Annotated in this window: 13 protein-coding genes, 2 pseudogenes and 1 riboswitch; of the genes and pseudogenes, 6 read left to right on the plus strand and 9 right to left on the minus strand. The window is 56.2% G+C overall.

Features of this window, described 5'->3' with window-relative positions:
* Positions 1 to 10: 10 nt before the first annotated feature.
* Genes GAL_RS20475 through mhpA form a run of 6 tightly spaced genes read right to left on the minus strand, consistent with a single transcriptional unit; the run spans position 11 to position 6381 of the window.
* On the minus strand, positions 11 to 874 hold the full coding sequence (locus GAL_RS20475) for a branched-chain amino acid ABC transporter permease (RefSeq protein WP_024099503.1): 864 nt from the start codon (positions 872 to 874) through the stop codon (positions 11 to 13).
* The gene (locus GAL_RS20480; RefSeq protein WP_024099504.1) at positions 871 to 1584 is read right to left on the minus strand and encodes an ABC transporter ATP-binding protein; all 714 of its coding nucleotides are present in this window, start codon (positions 1582 to 1584) and stop codon (positions 871 to 873) included. The genes GAL_RS20475 and GAL_RS20480 overlap by 4 nt, the downstream gene beginning before the upstream one ends.
* Positions 1581 to 2300 carry an ABC transporter ATP-binding protein gene (locus GAL_RS20485; RefSeq protein ID WP_024099505.1) on the minus strand — a complete coding sequence of 240 codons (720 nt, stop codon included), beginning with the start codon at positions 2298 to 2300 and terminating at the stop codon, positions 1581 to 1583. The genes GAL_RS20480 and GAL_RS20485 overlap by 4 nt, the downstream gene beginning before the upstream one ends.
* Before the next feature lie 57 nt (positions 2301 to 2357).
* Complete coding sequence (locus tag GAL_RS20490; RefSeq protein ID WP_024099506.1) at positions 2358 to 3623, minus strand: ABC transporter substrate-binding protein; 1266 nt, start codon at positions 3621 to 3623, stop codon at positions 2358 to 2360.
* 41 nt (positions 3624 to 3664) lie between these two features.
* Positions 3665 to 4723 carry a maleylacetate reductase gene (locus tag GAL_RS20495; RefSeq protein WP_024099507.1) on the minus strand — a complete coding sequence of 353 codons (1059 nt, stop codon included), beginning with the start codon at positions 4721 to 4723 and terminating at the stop codon, positions 3665 to 3667.
* 11 nt (positions 4724 to 4734) lie between these two features.
* On the minus strand, positions 4735 to 6381 hold the full coding sequence (gene mhpA, locus GAL_RS20500; RefSeq protein ID WP_024099508.1) for a bifunctional 3-(3-hydroxy-phenyl)propionate/3-hydroxycinnamic acid hydroxylase MhpA: 1647 nt from the start codon (positions 6379 to 6381) through the stop codon (positions 4735 to 4737).
* 263 nt (positions 6382 to 6644) lie between these two features.
* On the opposite strand from mhpA, the gene GAL_RS20505 reads away from it, so the two are divergent.
* Positions 6645 to 7355 (plus strand): TetR/AcrR family transcriptional regulator, encoded by a 711-nt coding sequence (locus tag GAL_RS20505; RefSeq protein ID WP_244462813.1) that lies wholly within the window; start codon positions 6645 to 6647, stop codon positions 7353 to 7355.
* Between the two features lie 53 nt (positions 7356 to 7408).
* Here GAL_RS20505 and GAL_RS20510 read toward each other — a convergent pair.
* Positions 7409 to 8066 (minus strand): annotated as a pseudogene (locus GAL_RS20510) (IS6 family transposase).
* 363 nt (positions 8067 to 8429) lie between these two features.
* On the opposite strand from GAL_RS20510, the pseudogene GAL_RS22580 reads away from it, so the two are divergent.
* A pseudogene (locus GAL_RS22580) lies at positions 8430 to 9662 on the plus strand (IS3 family transposase).
* A gap of 139 nt (positions 9663 to 9801) precedes the next feature.
* A complete protein-coding gene (locus GAL_RS20525) occupies positions 9802 to 11037 on the plus strand; it encodes a spinster family MFS transporter (protein ID WP_024099512.1) in 1236 nt (411 codons plus the stop codon).
* A 538-nt stretch (positions 11038 to 11575) separates the two neighbouring features.
* Here the strand turns inward: GAL_RS20525 and GAL_RS20530 are convergent.
* Both GAL_RS20530 and GAL_RS20535 read right to left on the minus strand, forming a co-directional pair.
* Positions 11576 to 12655, minus strand: coding sequence for a hybrid-cluster NAD(P)-dependent oxidoreductase (locus tag GAL_RS20530; protein ID WP_024099513.1), 1080 nt, complete (start codon positions 12653 to 12655; stop codon positions 11576 to 11578).
* A 5-nt stretch (positions 12656 to 12660) separates the two neighbouring features.
* Positions 12661 to 13896, minus strand: coding sequence for an aromatic ring-hydroxylating oxygenase subunit alpha (locus tag GAL_RS20535; protein ID WP_024099514.1), 1236 nt, complete (start codon positions 13894 to 13896; stop codon positions 12661 to 12663).
* 115 nt (positions 13897 to 14011) lie between these two features.
* Positions 14012 to 14214: riboswitch (cobalamin riboswitch) on the minus strand.
* A gap of 209 nt (positions 14215 to 14423) precedes the next feature.
* Here GAL_RS20535 and GAL_RS20540 point away from each other — a divergent pair.
* The 3 genes from GAL_RS20540 (at position 14424) to GAL_RS20550 (ending at position 17051) form a co-directional block, all read left to right on the plus strand.
* Positions 14424 to 15329 carry a LysR family transcriptional regulator gene (locus tag GAL_RS20540; protein ID WP_024099515.1) on the plus strand — a complete coding sequence of 302 codons (906 nt, stop codon included), beginning with the start codon at positions 14424 to 14426 and terminating at the stop codon, positions 15327 to 15329.
* 87 nt (positions 15330 to 15416) lie between these two features.
* Positions 15417 to 16424 carry a zinc-binding alcohol dehydrogenase family protein gene (locus GAL_RS20545; protein ID WP_024099516.1) on the plus strand — a complete coding sequence of 336 codons (1008 nt, stop codon included), beginning with the start codon at positions 15417 to 15419 and terminating at the stop codon, positions 16422 to 16424.
* Between the two features lie 129 nt (positions 16425 to 16553).
* Complete coding sequence (locus tag GAL_RS20550; protein ID WP_024099517.1) at positions 16554 to 17051, plus strand: RidA family protein; 498 nt, start codon at positions 16554 to 16556, stop codon at positions 17049 to 17051.
* The last annotated feature ends 6 nt before the right edge of the window (positions 17052 to 17057 follow it).

Genomic DNA, 17057 nt, shown 5'->3' on the forward strand with positions numbered 1-17057 from the left:
TGCAGCCACCTCAGTCATTTGCACGGGGGAACAGTCCGCGCGGGCGAACAAGAAGGACGGCAATAAAGGCGATATGCCCGGACAGGATTTGCCATTCGGGATTGATCGCTGCGCCCAGGGCCTGGGCAACGCCGATAATCACCCCGCCAGCCAGCGTGCCCCACAGCGACCCAAGACCGCCGATAATGACCGCCTCAAAGGCATAGAGCAGGCGGGCCGGTCCAATGCTCGGGTCGAAATTGGCACGGATACCAAGGTAAAGGGCGGCGATTGTTGCAACCACCATTGCAATGCCTGTGGCCACCGCAAACACGTTGTTCGGGCGTATGCCCATCAGGCCAACCGTTTCACGATCATCCGAAGTTGCGCGGAAGGCGCGGCCCAATTTGGTCCGGTAAAAGATCTGGTTGAGCGCAAAGATCACGGCGACAGCGGACACAAACGTCAGAAGCGGCATCACCCCGACTGTTACCGGGCCTAGGCTCACGGATTGCGCCTCGATCGCCCCGGCGGTCAACTTTTGACTGTCAGCAGAGAACAGCTCCAACAATCCATTCTGGATCACCACAGAGAGACCGAACGTCACCAGCAAGGGCGGCAGGATATCTTCTCCCAGCACCCGATTCAGCAGATAGGTCTGCAATCCCCATCCCACCGCAAACATCACTGGACAGGCAAGAAGCAAAGCAACAAAGGGGCTGAGGTTCAACGCAGTTGCGATGGACAGAATGACAAAGGCAGCAAGGACGATCAGATCGCCATGCGCCAGATTCACAAGCCGCATGACACCAAAAACCAGACTTAGACCAGCCGCAAATAGCGCATACAGGCCCCCGAGCAGAACGCCTTGGACAATTGTATCGATGACAATCATGCGCTCACTCCAAAATATGCGTTATGGATCTCGTCGCGGGACAGCTCATCTGGGCGCCCCTGCAAGGTGACCCTGCCTTCCATCATGCAGTACACACGGTCGGCGACCTTCATCGCCTGACCGATGTCCTGTTCGACAACCACCACAGAGGCCCCGCGTTCTTTGATTTTCGGAAAGGAGGCGTAGATCTCCTTGATCACCACCGGTGCCAGACCCAGGCTCAATTCGTCACACAACAGAACCTCGGGGTTCGACATCAGCGCCCGCCCGATCGCCACCATCTGCTGCTGCCCGCCCGACAGCGCTGTGCCCGGATGGTTTCGACGGTCTTTGAGGGCTGGTACGATATCGTAAACAGTCTCCAGATTCCAAACCCCGTTGCCTGTGCGGGTATGCGCGCCGATCAGCAGGTTTTCCTCTACGGTCAGCGAGGGAAACAACCTGCGGCCCTCAGGTACCATGGAAATACCCCTGCCCAACACTTCAGGCGCGGACAAGCCCCCGATGCTTTCACCCTGCAACCTGATCGCATCCGGGGCGGTCTTCAAAAGCCCGGTTATCGCGCGCATCAACGTGGACTTCCCGGCCCCGTTGGCTCCGATAATGGCGATAGTTTCACCCTGTTTGACGTCGATATCGACGCCAAACAGGGCTTGGAAATCACCGTAATGCGCCGTGAGTCCGTGAGTGGATAAAATCGGCTCCATCATACTTCGAGTCCCAAATAGATTTCCCGGACAGCCGGGGCGTTCATCACTTCGTAAATGCCGCCAACCATGATATTTTCGCCAAAGTTCAGCACCATCAGCCGGTCCACCACCGACGTCAGCGCGTGCAGCACATGTTCAATCCAGATAATGGACGTGCCCTGGCTATGGATGTCCTTGATGGTCTTGATCAGGTCGCCGCATTCGCCATCTGTCAGCCCTCCAGCGATTTCATCCAGCAGGATCAGCTTTGGCGATGTTGCCATCGCCCGGGCCAGCTCCAGGCGCTTGCGCTGAAGCAGCGATAGCCCGCCAGCCATGTCCCGCGCACTAGGCGCAAGTCCGGTTTTTTCCAGGATCGACATGCAGAACTCACTGGCCTCGCTGCCGCGGTGCGCTCCGCCGAACTGAGCCGCGACCATAAGGTTCTCGAACACGCTCAGATGATTGAACGGCTGGGGGATCTGAAAAGAGCGTCCAACTCCTGCCTGCACCCGCTCCATCGGCGACCAATGCGAAACGTCCGTCCCATCCAGAAGAATCTGCCCCTCATCCGGTTTGATGTTGCCGGCAATCAGGTTGAACAGTGTCGATTTTCCGGCGCCGTTGGGACCGATAATGCCCAGGGCTTCCCCGGTTTGAACCTCCAGGGACACGCCGTCCGTGACTTTCAGCGCGCCAAAGGATTTGGAAACAGATTTTAGCGTCAGGATCGACATGCACGCCTCCGAACATGAGAATGGGCACCGGTGCGGTTTGCTCCGGTGCCACCGGCCTTAGGTGAGCGTTTCCAGCGTGCCATCCAGCGGGATTTCAGGCGCATTGCCGTTCTCGACAATCAGCAGCTCAAAATCACCGCTGTCCTTGCGGCGCCACTGACCGCCCACCAGCGGCGTCTTGGCCACGTTCTTCTGTGCAAAGGGCGGCAGGTTGTCCTTGCCCCAGCCGATATGGCCAACCACCGTGTTCAGGTCAGTCGACGCAATCGCTTCAGCCAGCGCATCCCCGTCCGTGGGATCCTCTGTGCGCTGGATGGCATTGGCTGCCACTTCGAACAACGCATGCGTAAAGCCGACAGGCTGGGTCCACTGGCGCTTTGCCGCCGCCTCAAATCCAGCGGCCAAATCAGCGCTGCTTTCGCCTGTCAGCGAGGATGTGAACGGGAAGGATGGGGTCCAATAGACTTCGCAAGTCAGGTTGTTCCCAAGATCCCCAAGCTGCTGAACACTTTCAGGGAACAGAAGCGCCTTGGCAATCGAGGCCAGCTTTGGATTGTACCCCTGCTGTTTTGCTTGGGTCCAGAACGTGGTGAAATCAGGAGGGATCGGGATCCCAGTAAAGATATCCGCCCCTGCGTTCTTGTAAGCGTTGATCTGCGCGCTGAAATCGTCGGTCAGGTTCTGATAGCGGCCCGGATCAATCAGCTGGTAGCCAGCGCTCTCAGCGGCCGGCGGCATGCCGACCCCGCTCGCCCAGGCATTTCCATCACCGTCATTGGGCCACAGTGCGCCAAGCACCTTGTTGCTTTCGATGCTGTTCCACATGTTGAGAAACACCGAAACATTGTCCTCCAGCCCCCAAAAGAAGTGGTAGACATAGTCGAATTCCTGCCAGCTGGACGGATCGCCGGGATTGCCCTGCTGGCCAATAAACCAGGGTTGCCACGGGGCCACCGACGAGATGACCGGGATTTCCTCGGCTTCGGCAATTGTGCAGACCGGGTTGGTCGTTTCAGGTGTCGATGCCACGCAGATCAGATTGACCTCGTCCCGAACGATCAGCTCCCGTGCGACCTCGGCAGCACGGTTGGGGTTGGACTGGCTGTCCTTGACAATCACCTCCACATTCAACCCATTAGCCGCGCTGGTCTTTTTGAACTGCTCGATGACATAGGCGTCAGCTTCAGAAAACGCGCTAAGCGGCCCCGATTGCGGGCTGACATAGCCGATTTTGACTGTGCCGCCCTTGGCAAGTGCTGGCATTGCTAATGCCGTCGCCCCGGCAGCAGCGCCTGTCTTCAAGAGTGTGCGTCGTGTCAGCATTTTGGTTTCCTCCCTGATGCGTATGACGGTTTGTCAGGCTGTTACTCGGGCCGGCTCCCCTCAAAGGCCCGCTGCAACAATTCCCGGATGGCCTGGCGTTCAATCGGACGGGGGTTCCAATATGGATTCTGGGTTGCGATATCAGCCGCCCGGTCCAAATCAGCTTCCTGAACCTGCAGATCACGCAGCGCCAGCGGCGCGTTCAGGGATTTTGCAAAGTCCCACATTCCGCCGCCGATGGAGCCTCCAAACAGGTCCGCAAGCGGTTGCATTTCGCGGGCTGCCGCCGGCGCGTTATAGGCCGCCGAATGCGGCAGCATGATTGCGTGGGTTTCAGCGTGCGGCAGATCAAACGTGCCGCCAAGCGTGTGGCAGATCTTGTGATGCAGGGCCATTCCGACGGTACCAAGCACGGTACCGCACAACCACGCCCCATAGAGTGCCTCACTGCGCGCTTCGATGTTCGACGGATCTGCAACGATCCCCGGCAAGGCATCTCGCAGCGCGCGCACCCCCTCGACCGCCATCAGCGTTGTCACAGGATTACGGTTTTCTGCATAGACAGCCTCAACCGCATGCGCCATGGCGTTCAAGCCGGATGTGACGCTCATTGGAACAGGCAGCCCAACCGTAAGATTGGGGTCGTAGATTACAACTTCCGGCAGGATTTTGGCGTCCCGGACCGTGGTCTTCAAACCATTTTCGGTCTGCCCCAAAATCGGCGTGACTTCGGAACCGGCATAGGTCGTGGCAATCACCACCTGCGGCGCATCATTCCGGTACGCAATGGCCTTGCCCAGGCCAATCGTTGATCCTCCGCCCAATGCAATCACGCAGTCGGCACCTGCGGCCTCAAAGGCTGCCATTGCCTTCTCTGTGACATCCACAGGCGTATGCATTGCCGCCTCAGAAAAGACGCCAACGGCCATTGCACCAAGGTCGGCAGCCAACTTTCCGGCATCTTCGGCCTGAAACGGCGTCGACAGAACCAGAGCACGGCTGCACCCCAGTCCGCTGACCTCTGCCGCAACATTGGCTGAGGCGCCCAGCCCGAAAACTATCCGGGCCGGGTTTGCGTTGAATGTAAAGGCAGACCTCATTTTGCTCTGCCTCACTCAGCGGCCACGGCAGCTGCCGTATCCAGATGCAGGGCCGCCATCATCTTGTCAAAACGCGACTGCAGGTTCTCAGGCGTGTTGGCGGTGAGCGCCACATAGAAGTCCGGGCGCACCAGAACGTACTTGGCGTCGATATCATCCAGCCAAGCCTTATAGGTTCCCTCAGTATCGATCACGTCATGCGCGCCGCCAGGGGCATCGACCTGCACACCAAACCCGTCCAGCTTGCTCAACTGGGCGAGCTGCGCCCTGGTCAGTGCGGCAAGCGGATCTGACTTATAGCCGATCAAAACCCAGCCCTGGCCAACGACCTGATCGAACCGGCCTTTGAGGCCTTTGTGCTCAACCACACCCTGCACAGACAGCTCGCCAGCATGTGCACTTTCATCACACCAGGCCCCCTGCCCCAGATGGCAGATATCGGTCGGTACCGGCTTGTTGTCGCGCGCCGCAAGATCGGCAATCATATGCGCGTCGCGGTCGGCGGCTTCCTTCTCGTCACTGATGCAGATGATGCTGCCCAGTTCCTGACTGAAGTTGATATAGTGCTTAGCGTGCTCGATCCGCTCGGTCGAGTAGCTTTCCAGCACCTCCAGACCGGTCTTGCCTTCCAGGATCGCATTCAGGCGCCAGCTCATGGCCACTGCGTCGCGCAAACCCGCACACATGCCTTCACCGGCAAACGGCGGCATCAGGTGGGCCGCGTCGCCGCCGATCAGGCACCGGCCCCGGCGCCATGTTTTGGCCCAACGCGCCTGAAACCGGTAAACAGCCGCCCGCTCCAGTTCAGAGTTCTCGGGCGTCAGCCCCCAGGGCTGCAACAGCTTCCATGCGTTTTCTTCTTTCTGCACATCTTCTACAGACTCGCCCGGCAAGACCATGAATTCCCAGCGGCGGCGGTCTGGGCCGCCTTCGACCGGCCCCGGACCACCCGGCACGATTGTTGTCGGGCGGGCCGGGTCGCACAGCTGCCACTGCGCCGGATCATTCGGGCGCGACGCGCAATAATCAAAGCCCGGCAGCATATCCAGGATGAGCCAGTCAAAGAAATAGCCCTTATCCTCGTTCTCGATCCCCAGGCTTTCCCGGACAAAGCTGTTTGCACCATCGGTGCCGACAACAAATTTGGCCCGGATTTCCTTCCGCTCGCCATCCGGCCCGAATTCCTCCGGGTTCTGCTTCAGAGAAAGAGAGACGCCGTCATCGTCCTGCTCCAGCGCTATTCCGTCCCAGCCGCGCAAGATTGTGATTGCGGGAATGTCGCCAGCAATTTTCAAAAGACGCTTTTCCAGCAGGGGCTGGTTGAACCAGTAGCGCACCCGCCAACCGCTGGCCGATTGGCTCTGCCAGTCAACAATTTGCAGGTCTTTGCCGTCACGGTTGCGCCAGTAGTACAGCTCGTCATGGCAATTGATCGCCGGGTCGGTCTCGGAGTCGATCCCCAGTGACGCCAGAATACGCGCAATTTCGTGATCGTAGGTCACCGCACGCGGCAGGCCATAGTGCGTCGTCCAACGTTCGACCAGCGTGACCTTCTTGCCTTTTTGGCCCAGCAGAATTGCGAGCATGGTTCCAACCGGACCTGCTCCAACAATTGCAACATCAGCATCGCACTCAGTGCTGGCCACGGGATGTGCCATCTTCATCTCCTCCCAATTCCCTTTGCTGATCAACCACCCTGAACACCACCTCAGGCACGGTTAATCGCTCCTCAACATGACGGTAGGTCGAAAATGAATACCAGTCAAGTTTGAACATTGACCGATAAAGAGCCAGGATCACACATTGTCTTTTTTGTTTATGAACAGGTGTTTATGAGAATTTCGTCACGTCCAACGCTCTTGCACGCCACTTTTTCATGGACCAATGAAGCAACTTTTCAGCTTCACCTCATCGCGTTTTTTTGGAAAAAGTTGCCCTGGGATTCAAACATGAATATGATTCGAGAAGCAGCAGGCGGATGTCAAAAATGAGCGAAACAGCCCCAGCAAAAGAAGGCAGGGTTGCCAAGCGCCAGCGCCGGAACAAGCAGGCACTGATCGAGGCCGCGCGCGACATCATGTCAACCCGGGGCGTGGATGCTGCAACAATGTCCGAGATTGCCCACAAGGCAGATGTCGGTGCCGGCACCGTCTACAGCTATTTCAAATCCAAAGACGAACTGGCAATTGCAGTACTCGAAACTCTGATGCACGATCTTGCGCTTCGAATCGAAAAAGTCACCGACACGTTTGAAGATCCTGCGCAGGTCTACGCATTCGGCATCAGAACCGTTCTGGATACGGCGACCGGCGACCCCCGCTGGCAACAGCTGCTGCATCGCTCCGAAGTCATTTCGGACACGATGTTCAGAAAGATGGGCCCCTTTGCCATCAGGGACCTGCGCCGCGCGTCCCAGGCTGGCCGTTTTCAGGTATCAGACGCTGAACTGGTCTGGAGACTGACAACACATGCGCTGATTGGCGCCGCCCTTGCAATCACAAACGGCCATGTTCTTGCCAGCAGTAAAAACCAGATCGTTACGCAGCTTCTGTGCATGACCGGCATCGGCAAGAATGCTGCAGTAGAACTTGCCTCCCGGCTGCGACCGGACATTCAACAGCAAAGCAGCTGAAGGGCATTGCCAACTTATCTGCACCCGGCTGAATGCGGCCTGATCCGCGCCCGTCAGGCGGTCATCTCGAGTGCGTAGCCGTTCCAAAGATCAAAGGCATCGTCTCCGGCGTGGCAATAGGATTTAGCGGTAAGACGATAGCGGCGCGGACGGAAAATCGTGTTGATCTGGTCATGCGCGGCCAGAAAGCTCTGCGCCTGTCCGGGTGACTTGAACCGCCCCATGAGTTTCTCTCGCTTTCGTATCGGCCCATGGGATGCTCCGATACGGTTGTTCAAGCCCTTATGCGCCCGATGATCAGCATTCGCCGCAAGGTTGCGGAGCGGCCTTATGTAATTGCGCAGCTTGTCGGTGATCACGACTCGCGACGTGCCAAACCGGTCGATCAGCCGCTTCAGGAACTGGCTAGCGGCCTTTGCATTACGTTGCTTTTGAACGAGCAATGTCGAGCACATTCCCATTCGCGTGGACTGCCCGCCAGAGCCAGAACTTCACGCCATTGATCGGAACAACGACTTAACCCAAATGCCATTTATCACTGGCGCCCGGCCTGTCGCGCTTGATGCAATCGGCGAAATGGCGGCCAAACCAGTTCACCCAGTTCCGGACGGTTTCCCGGCTGACCACCACGCAGCGTTCGGCAAGAAGATCCTCGACATCCGCCGTGCTGAGCGCAAAACGATGATACGCCCAGACCGCATAGGCGACGATCCCGCGAGGAAAACGTTAGCCTTTCAGGCCAGGCATCGTGGAAGGAATTTTCATCCCGGTTGCCTATGCGAAAGCCAACGGGCAAACAAGTTGGCAATGCCCAACGAAGAAAAGCCTCAATCTGAACCAGTTGGTGTTCGATCTGGACCATCCTCTTGTATCTGGGTTGAGAGGCTACGGAGCATCATCTCCGTGCGCCCGTCAGACTAATTGAAGTTCCCACTATCGAAAATGCCATTTTGTAGTTTTCTACAAAAATCAAATTATTCGATTAGGCCATCAACCAAACCCCAAGGTCTCTCCGCCAGCTGGAGGAAACTTGCGGCTCATGTCTGCTGATCTTCGACGAAGAGGAGATCAGAGATGTCGAAACGGAAGAACCATTCGCCCGAGTTCAAAGCAAAAATCGCGCCTGAGGCTTTGAAGGGTGAGCGGACTATTGCTGAGCTGGCGAGCCAGTTTGGCGTTCACCCAACGATGATCCACAGCTGGAAGCGGGCTCTTCTGAAGGGCACGTCCGGCGTGTTCGAACACGGTGGCAGGAAGTCCCAGGAGATTGACGAAGAACAGGTCAAAGAGCTGCACGCTACGATTGGGGAGCTGGCCGTTGCCAACGGTTTTTTGTCTCGAAAGCTCAGATCGTGGACCGGCAAGTGAGGCGCAAGATGATCGAGCCTGCCAATGCCAATCTGCCCATTGGCAAGCAGTGCAAGCTGTTGTCGATCTCGCGGTCATCGTTTTACTACACGCCCAAGGGTGAAACAGCGATGAACCTGATGCTGATGCGGCAGATCGACGAGCAGCTTCTGGAAACACCGTTCTTTGGCGTCCGGCAAATGACTTGGCACCTGCGAAACGACGGCCATCCCCTGCCCAGCAGGGCATTGCGCAGCAATGTCCCGAGAGGGTGGTGAACGAGAAGCGCATCCGGCGCTTGATGCGGCTGATGGGTTTGATGCCAATCTATCAGAAACCAAACACCCGCTGCCCGGCAGCACATGCAAAGCAAGTGCGAGAGGGGGCAAAGCGGCGAAAGAGCACAAGGCCTATCCCTATCTGCTGCATGGCCTACGGGTGGAGCGCCCCAAGCAGGTCTGGTGTGCTGACATAACGTATTTGCCAATGCGCAGGGGCTTTCTATATCTGGTCGCCATCATGGACTGGCACACACGCAAAGTGCTGGCCTAGCGCATCTCGAACACGCTGGAGGCGGGCTTCTGCGTGGATGCGCTGAACGAGGCTATCGCCAGGTTCGGACCGCCCGAGATCATGAACACCTATCAGGGCAGCCAGTTCACGTCGTTCGCTTGGACGGATCGCTTGCGCCGATCCGGCCTGCGGATATCGATGGATGGCAAGGGAGGGTTCCTCGATAACATCTTCATCGAGCGGCTCTGGCGGAGCCTGAAATACGAGTGGGTATACCTGCACGCCTGGGAGACTGGATCAGAGGCGAAGGCGGGCGTCGGAAAATGGATCGACTTCTATAACCGCAAACGCCCCCATTCCGCACTTGGCGGCAGACCGCCAACCGTGGTCTATTGGCTGCGAAAAGAAGAAAACCAACCCGATCAGCAGGAGCAGAGAATAGCTTAAATTACGCCAGATCCTGTCCAAAGATTAGGGAGTAGCTCAAAACCATCGATTGATCTTTTGTATCTTGAGCTTGTATCAACAACAGATGATCTCATGAATACGGGTTAATATCTTGAAGCCGGAACCACATGGAAACCTGTTGTTCTTGCTGACTGCAATTTTTGCCGTCGCACATATGGACCGCCATATTTTGAGCATCTCGCTGGACGCTATTGGCCAAGAATTTACTCTGTCCGATACGCAGCTTGGTCTCCTTTCTGGGATGGTTTTCGCGGCAATGTTTCTGCTTGCTGGATTCCCAATTGCGCGATTGGCTGCCCGAGGAAACAAGCGAAACATCGTTGCAACTTCAGCCATTGTCTGGAGCCTCCTAACTCTGACGATGTCGGTAGCACAGAATTTTACGCATCTTGTTCTTGCGCGATTGGGTGTTGGGTTAGGTGAAGCAGGTGCGGTGGCACCGGCCCATGCGATGATTTCAGATCGGTTCCCGCATGAGACACGTACATCGGCTCTGGCATTTTTCGCGACTGGGGCGAATGTTGGAGTTTTGTTGGCGTTCCTCGTTGGAGGCATCGTCGGACAGTTGTTCGGTTGGCGGTGGGCCTTCGTCTTGGCAGGCTTTCCCGGTCTAATCCTGGCTCTGCTTCTGAGATACACGACCCCAGATGTTCGCAAATCTCAGTCGGAGCAGAAAGCTACCGCAGATCCAGCCGTTTTTCGCAGAACGTGTTACCTCATATGGAATGACCGAGGTCTCTTTCATGCATTCTGCGGTCTGGCATTGATCGGCATCGTGACCTTTGGCGTTTTAACCTGGTTGCCAACGTTCATCATCCGAACCCACGGAATGACCCCGGCGCAAACCGGTATCTATCTGGCCTTGACCACAGGGATCATCGGTGGATTTGGCACATGGTATTCTGGTCAGCTGGCAGATATATGGGGGACGAGAAATCCACGATGGCGCATAGGAATAATCATCCTTGCCGTCCTGCTATCTAAGCCACTGATATGGATATTCTTTCTGATTAGCTCGACACCATTAGCCTTGATCAGTTTCGCCTTCGCAGCAACCGTGAGTGCTGTATATTGGGGACCCACCTTCGCTTATCTGCACGACCGTTTGCCGGAAGAACTGCGCCCTATGGGAACAGCGATATTTCTGTTTGGCTTCAACTGCGTTGGCGTTGGCATTGGCCCAACGGTAATTGGTCTGGCCAGTGAGACCTTGTTCGCCAGCCACGGCCAGAACGGCTTAAGATACTCATTATCCACCATTCAGATCATGGGCATTTGGGGTCTCTACCACTATTGGCGTGCTATGCGCGAGATTGATCACGTCAAACCCCCGATGCCTTCGTTTTCTCGATAAAAATCAAAGCTCTGCACACTCAAACAACATGGCCAGAGTCAGTTCCTGTTTCTTTCACATCCGTTAGATAGTTCGCTCGGGAAATTCGACCGATGTCAGCAGCGAAACATCTATCATGGCCGAAGCGACCAGAGGCTGGCTTTCCACGCGGTTTAACTCGCGCTCACGCATCATCTCCCATCCCATATCCGCAACCCCGTCCCCTGTTTCAATCTTGAGCGGCTTTGATGATCGGAAAGGTTCATCTCGCGGTGTTTGCCTGCGTTGATGTAGTCAAAATCCCTATACTCTTAGCGAACTTCGTGCGCTTCTCGCCCTCGCCTGGCTTTTGCCGATCAACCTGCTGACCGCTACCTATGTGCGGGTCATGGCGACGATTTACTCCGTGAATGACACGCCGATAGGCAAACGCTTCGTCAGTCACGATAGTCACGGGATAGCGTAGGCGAACGGGTTCTACTGCCGTTTTCAGAAAACCTCTGCAGCATTCTAAGCCTCTTTCAATGGAGAGGGCGACCCATCCGATCGCCCTTTTCGTTCAGATCTCGACCGCAACTTTGCCGAGTGGGTTCGAACAACAGGCAAGAATGTAGCCAGCCTCGATATCCTCCTCCGAGATGCCGCCATTGTGGACCATATGGACCTCGCCTTCAGTTTTCTTAACCTTGCAGGTGCCGCAAACACCAAAAGTACAACCTGACGGAATGTTCAGCCCGGCCGCCTTTGCGGCGGCCAGCACCGTGTCCGTTTCCGTACATTTGTGGATTACGTCCGAGGTGGTAAAATGCAGCTCGGCGGCGGTGGCGCCGTCAGGGACTACATCGTCCAGCTCGGGTGCTTCTTCCTTGGTCTCGACTGGGGCGCCAAAGCTCTCCTGATGGTAGTTGTCCATGTCAAAGCCAAGCCCCACAAGCGCCTCGCGTACTGCTTGCATGAAGGGTTCAGGGCCACAGCAGTAAACTTCGCGATCCAGATAATCCGGCGCCATCAGGCCGAGCATCAGCTGATTAAACTGCCCCATATAGCCAGCCCATGGGCGATAACGGTCCGCTTCCTCGACGACGAATTTCAGGTCCAGACTATCGGTGCGACTGGCCATCTGCTCAAGGCGTTGGCGGAAGATGATTTCAGACGGGCGCTTGGCGCAGTTGATGAAAACGATGTCCAGATCACGGCCTTCGTCCCACATGCAAGTTGTCATCGACATCATCGGTGTGATGCCCGACCCAGCAGAAATGAATAGGAACTTCTTCGCCGTGCTCCGCGCATTGGTGAACAGGCCGGCCGGACCAATGGCTTTCAACATCATACCGGGCTTCAGGTTGGCCAGCATCCAACGCGTGCCGATACTGTCGGGCTGCGCCTTGGCCGTGATAGTGATCAGGCGGGGACGCGAGGGCGAGGACGAAATCGTGTAGGTGCGGTGCACCACGCCACCGGGTTCGTTGGGCGCTGGAATTTCCAGCGTTAGGAACTGGCCTGCCTCATAGGCGAACAGTGCGCCCGACGGGGCGCGAAACGAAAAACTGGCGGTGTTGGGCATCTCAGGGACCACCGAGACACATTCGAGAAGCTCGCTGTCCGACCAAAGTGCCGCGCTAGGAGTCATATCGTTCATGCGCCTTACTCCGCAGCGATCAGGTTGCGCCCGGTCAGACAGCGCGTCAGGTGGCTGGCATACCAGTCAACAAATTGGATCACGCCATCTTCGTGGGTCGGGGAATATGGACCCGGTGTATAGACGGGCGAATTGATACCTTTTTGGTTATCCTCTACCACAATCCGGTCTTCGTCATTGGTGGCAATCCAAACCTCGGTCAGGCGTTGCAGGTCATAGTCCACGCCCTCCTTCGCGTCTTTGTGGACCAGCCATTTGGTGGTGACTTCGGTCTCCGTCGGACTGATCGGCGTAACGCGGAACACGATGGAATGGTCCGGCAGGAAGTGGTTCCATGTCGTCGGGTAGTGAAACTGTACCAACGGCCCTGCATCGGCGAAGGGAATGCGCCCGAGCGATTTGGATACGGCGGGCGTTCCATCCATCGTATAGCTGATCGCCCCATCCAAAAGCGGCATGCGCGCCACGCGGAACTGACCACCTTTGTCCAGTTGGAAGCGGGCGGGAATGCCTGCTGCCTCGTTCCGGTCCCAGTGGGACTGCACCTGTGGCGAAACGCCTTCCGCCGATATCCCTGTGACCGAAGGGTCCTCGGGATAAGTACGGCACAGCGACGGGTGGTTGCCTGCGCAGTGATAGCATTCGCGGTTGTTTTCCCAGACCAGTTTCCAGTTTCCGTTCTCGATAATCGAACTTTCAAACGCGACTTTGGCATTGCCCAAATCATGTGGTGCCAGATATGCGCCCGCAGTGTCGGCAAATGTTTCAAAATTCGGAGCGTCATCGGCCAGGCAAATATAGATCAGCCCCTCAAGCTCGCGGCAGTGCACGCTGCGCAGACTGTGTTCTTTGGGATCGAAATCCGAGCCCATGTCTCGTGCCCACAGAAGCGATCCATCCAGCTCGTAGGTCCATTGATGATAGGGGCAAACCAGCTTGGGCGAGGTCCCCTTCTTGGCCTTGCACACAACCGATCCGCGGTGGCGACAAGCGTTATGAAACGCCCGGACAACGCCGTCCGTTCCACGTACGATCACAACGCTGTATGCGCCGACTTGCTGCGTCACAAAGTTGCCCGGTTTGGGGATCTCGCAGGCCGGGATTGCAAACAACCATTCACGGTAGAAGATCTGGCGCAAGTCCAGATCGTACACACCCGGATCGGTATAGAATGCCTGTTCCAAGGAATGGCTCTTTTGGCGGCCCATCAGTTTGGCCAGAATCTCGCTATCGAGGAGCATCTTTTCTCTCCTATGCCGCAACCCCGCGGCAGTTCGCTGGAGCGGTTGAACAGGAGGGCAGATCGAGCGCTGGCGAGGACCACGACCGACATCTTCGCCCCCACTGCCACCCGCAGTTTGACATATGCGCAAGGCTGGTTTCCGGACTCAGAAGGGGTATGCACCCGGTTGCGGCACCTTCCCGGGATCCTCGTCCCAGTGGTTTTTGCCACACCTGACCTTCATTACCGTTGCGGGGGCAGTGCCGGAATTTCACCGGCTTCCCAATTCTCCGCTACTTCATAATGACACAGCGGCACCTTACGCGATCGAACCTACCGGGATGCTGCAGAGTGTCTGAAATACATGCGACACCTGACAGCCAAACCCGACTACATCTGATTTGCCCCGCGCCCAGCCTGCTCGGAAAGAATGTGCTCTAGCCGCTCTGGCAATATTGGCGAAAATAAAATTTACCATCTGGAATCATACCGTTTATGCAAATAATTGTATTGATTTTTTTCGCTTTTATTTGGATAGTTCGAAGAATGGCCTTTGATCTGAAATCACTAGAGCTTTTCATCCGGGTAGCCGCCCTTGGAGCGCTTGGGCGGGCGGGCGAAGAGTTCCGACTATCGCCAACAGCGACGACCCAGCGGATCCAGATACTCGAAGCGGATCTTGGAACCAAGCTTCTCAACCGGACAACCCGCGCAGTATCGCTTACCCCGGACGGAGAGCTATTTCTGGAGCATGCGCAAAGGGTTCTCGATAGCGTCGAAGAAGCAAGAGCAGCGGTTTCCACGGTCAAAGGACAGGTTGCAGGCGAACTGCGCGTGACCACGTCGGCGTCTTTCGGGCGCTCACAGATTGTCCCTCATATCGGCGAATTCCTTAAGCAATATCCAGATGTCACGCTAAAGCTCGACCTTAGTGATTCCATCATCGACATCGTTGAGCAGGGGTATGATCTGGCAATCCGGGTTGGGATGCTGAACTCATCAACGCTGTTGGCCCGCAAACTTGCGCCTAATCCACGGCTGCTTGTCGCATCGCCGGACTATCTGGAGAAGTTCGGCGTCCCACAGCAGCCTTCCGACCTGAAATCACACCGCTGCATCGTGCTTGGCGAAACGCGAAACTGGGCACTCAAAGATGAGGCCGGAAATATAACCGAAGTACGTGTCGGCGGAAACTTCACCACAAACTTTGGCGAGGCTGTGACCGATACCACGCTTCAGGGGATGGGGATCGGGCTCAAATCCATCTGGGACATATCAGACCACTTAAGTACCAAGCAGTTGATACGTGTCTTGCCCAGTCATACCGTTTCACCGGAATGGCAAGTATGGGCAGTCCGCCCTACCAGCCGAACCACTCCACCGAGGGTTCAGGCATTTACCAGCTTTCTTGAGGAGCGGTTTCGCAAAACCGGCCTTGGAAAGACTGTTTGATATATCCAAAATCTGACTTGGGTTCCTCCGAGATTATCCTGCGCTGAACGTTGCCTACATCCAAAACAGCAACGAAGAGGACACCAAATGAAAGCCGTTGGATTTACCCGCTCTCACCCCATCGATCACCCCGATTCCCTGAAAGAGTACCAAGTACCCAAGCCCAAACCACTTGAACACGATTTGATCGTGCGGATTGATGCCGTTTCCGTGAACCCCGCGGATGCTAAAATCCGCATTCGGTCTGCGCAGGATCAAGATAGGGAAACCCCACGGATCCTCGGATATGACGCAGTAGGAACCATCGCAGCAATAGGTTCGTCGGTAACAGGGTTTGCGCTTGGGGATCGCGTGTTTTATGCAGGCGATGTAACCCGCGATGGCTCTTATGCAGAGTATCAGGCAGTGGATGCCAGGATTGCCGCAAAAGCTCCGCAAGCCCTAACAAATGCAGAAGCCGCAGCCCTGCCTCTGGTCTCCTTGACGGCTTATGAAGCGCTGTTTGATCGCATGAAACTGTCCAAGGGCCAGAGCGGCACGCTGCTCATTATCGGCGGAGCAGGTGGTGTCGGCTCAACCATGATCCAGCTCGCAAAAGCCCTGACAAACATGACAGTCATCGCAACTGCGTCACGGCGAGCAACCCGCGACTGGGTTCAGCATCTGGGCGCGGATCATGTGGCTGATCACCGCGATCTAGTGTCATCCGTGCGCGACCTTGGTTTTGAGAATGTCGATGGTATTTTCAACGCAGCAGACACCAAAGGGCATTGGGAGGCTATGGCGGACCTCATTGCTCCCCAGGGTACAATCGGTGCCATTGTTGAGTTTGATGGAGGTGTTGATCTCTCAAAACTTCAGGGCAAGTCGGTAACTTTCGTTTGGGAGCTTATGTTCACGCGATCATTGTTCGGCACAACTGATCTGCCGCGGCAGGGAGAGATCCTCTCTCAGATTACAGACCTCGCTGAAACAGGCCAACTGCGCCCAACCGTTACACAGGAGTTCTCAGGGCTGAGCGCCGCATCTTTCAAGGCGGCTCATCAATCCATCGAAACCGGCGCTACAATCGGCAAGATCTCCGTGACCTACTAAAATCTTGAGATTGGGGGAGGCGCTCACCTCCTCCATTCTTCAAATCCGACAAATTGTGATTTCCGAACTGAACGATTGTTTTGATCTCTTCCTGTTGGCACTCACATCAACAACAATAGGGAGGAAACTATGTCTCTTGAAAAGGGAACCCAGCCCGCAGGAAAAGAAACACCGGAACAACGCCTTGCGGATATGGGGTTGACGCTACCACCAGTCCCTAGCGCCGTTGGTGCGTATGAACCTTGGGTGCGTGTTGGCAATATCATCTACACTTCGGGGCAACTGCCTTGGATTGATGGCGATCTAAAATACATCGGAAAAATGGGAGCAGAGTTGAGCCTTCAGGATGGGTATGAGGCATTTCGCCTGTCGGCACTCAACGGGATCGCACAACTGAAATCTGCAGTTGGGGAACTGAACCGAATTAAGCGGATCGTACGCGTGGAAGGCACGGCCCACACCACAGGTGACTTCACCGAACAGCCCGCAGCTTTGAATGGTGCCTCTGATCTGATCAATGCGGTTTTTGGGGCCAATGGTCGTCATACGCGCATGATTTACTCCGATCCCGCAATGTGCCTGAACTGCGCCACTCTCGTGGTCCTTTGGGCGGAAGTCGCGGATTGACCAGAG

The organism is Phaeobacter gallaeciensis DSM 26640, from assembly GCF_000511385.1.
Classification (GTDB): domain Bacteria; phylum Pseudomonadota; class Alphaproteobacteria; order Rhodobacterales; family Rhodobacteraceae; genus Phaeobacter; species Phaeobacter gallaeciensis.

Excerpts from the sequence above, each read along its gene's own strand:
- GAL_RS20535 (WP_024099514.1), bottom strand. The coding sequence starts at position 13,896 with ATGCTCCTCGATAGCGAGATTCTGGCCAAACTGATGGGCCGCCAAAAG.
- GAL_RS20480 (WP_024099504.1), bottom strand. The coding sequence starts at position 1,584 with ATGATGGAGCCGATTTTATCCACTCACGGACTCACGGCGCATTACGGT.
- GAL_RS20495 (WP_024099507.1), bottom strand. The coding sequence starts at position 4,723 with ATGAGGTCTGCCTTTACATTCAACGCAAACCCGGCCCGGATAGTTTTC.
- GAL_RS20475 (WP_024099503.1), bottom strand. The coding sequence starts at position 874 with ATGATTGTCATCGATACAATTGTCCAAGGCGTTCTGCTCGGGGGCCTG.
- GAL_RS20485 (WP_024099505.1), bottom strand. The coding sequence starts at position 2,300 with ATGTCGATCCTGACGCTAAAATCTGTTTCCAAATCCTTTGGCGCGCTG.
- GAL_RS20545 (WP_024099516.1), top strand. The coding sequence starts at position 15,417 with ATGAAAGCCGTTGGATTTACCCGCTCTCACCCCATCGATCACCCCGAT.
- GAL_RS20490 (WP_024099506.1), bottom strand. The coding sequence starts at position 3,623 with ATGCTGACACGACGCACACTCTTGAAGACAGGCGCTGCTGCCGGGGCG.
- GAL_RS20550 (WP_024099517.1), top strand. The coding sequence starts at position 16,554 with ATGTCTCTTGAAAAGGGAACCCAGCCCGCAGGAAAAGAAACACCGGAA.
- GAL_RS20530 (WP_024099513.1), bottom strand. The coding sequence starts at position 12,655 with ATGAACGATATGACTCCTAGCGCGGCACTTTGGTCGGACAGCGAGCTT.
- mhpA (WP_024099508.1), bottom strand. The coding sequence starts at position 6,381 with ATGGCACATCCCGTGGCCAGCACTGAGTGCGATGCTGATGTTGCAATT.
- GAL_RS20540 (WP_024099515.1), top strand. The coding sequence starts at position 14,424 with ATGGCCTTTGATCTGAAATCACTAGAGCTTTTCATCCGGGTAGCCGCC.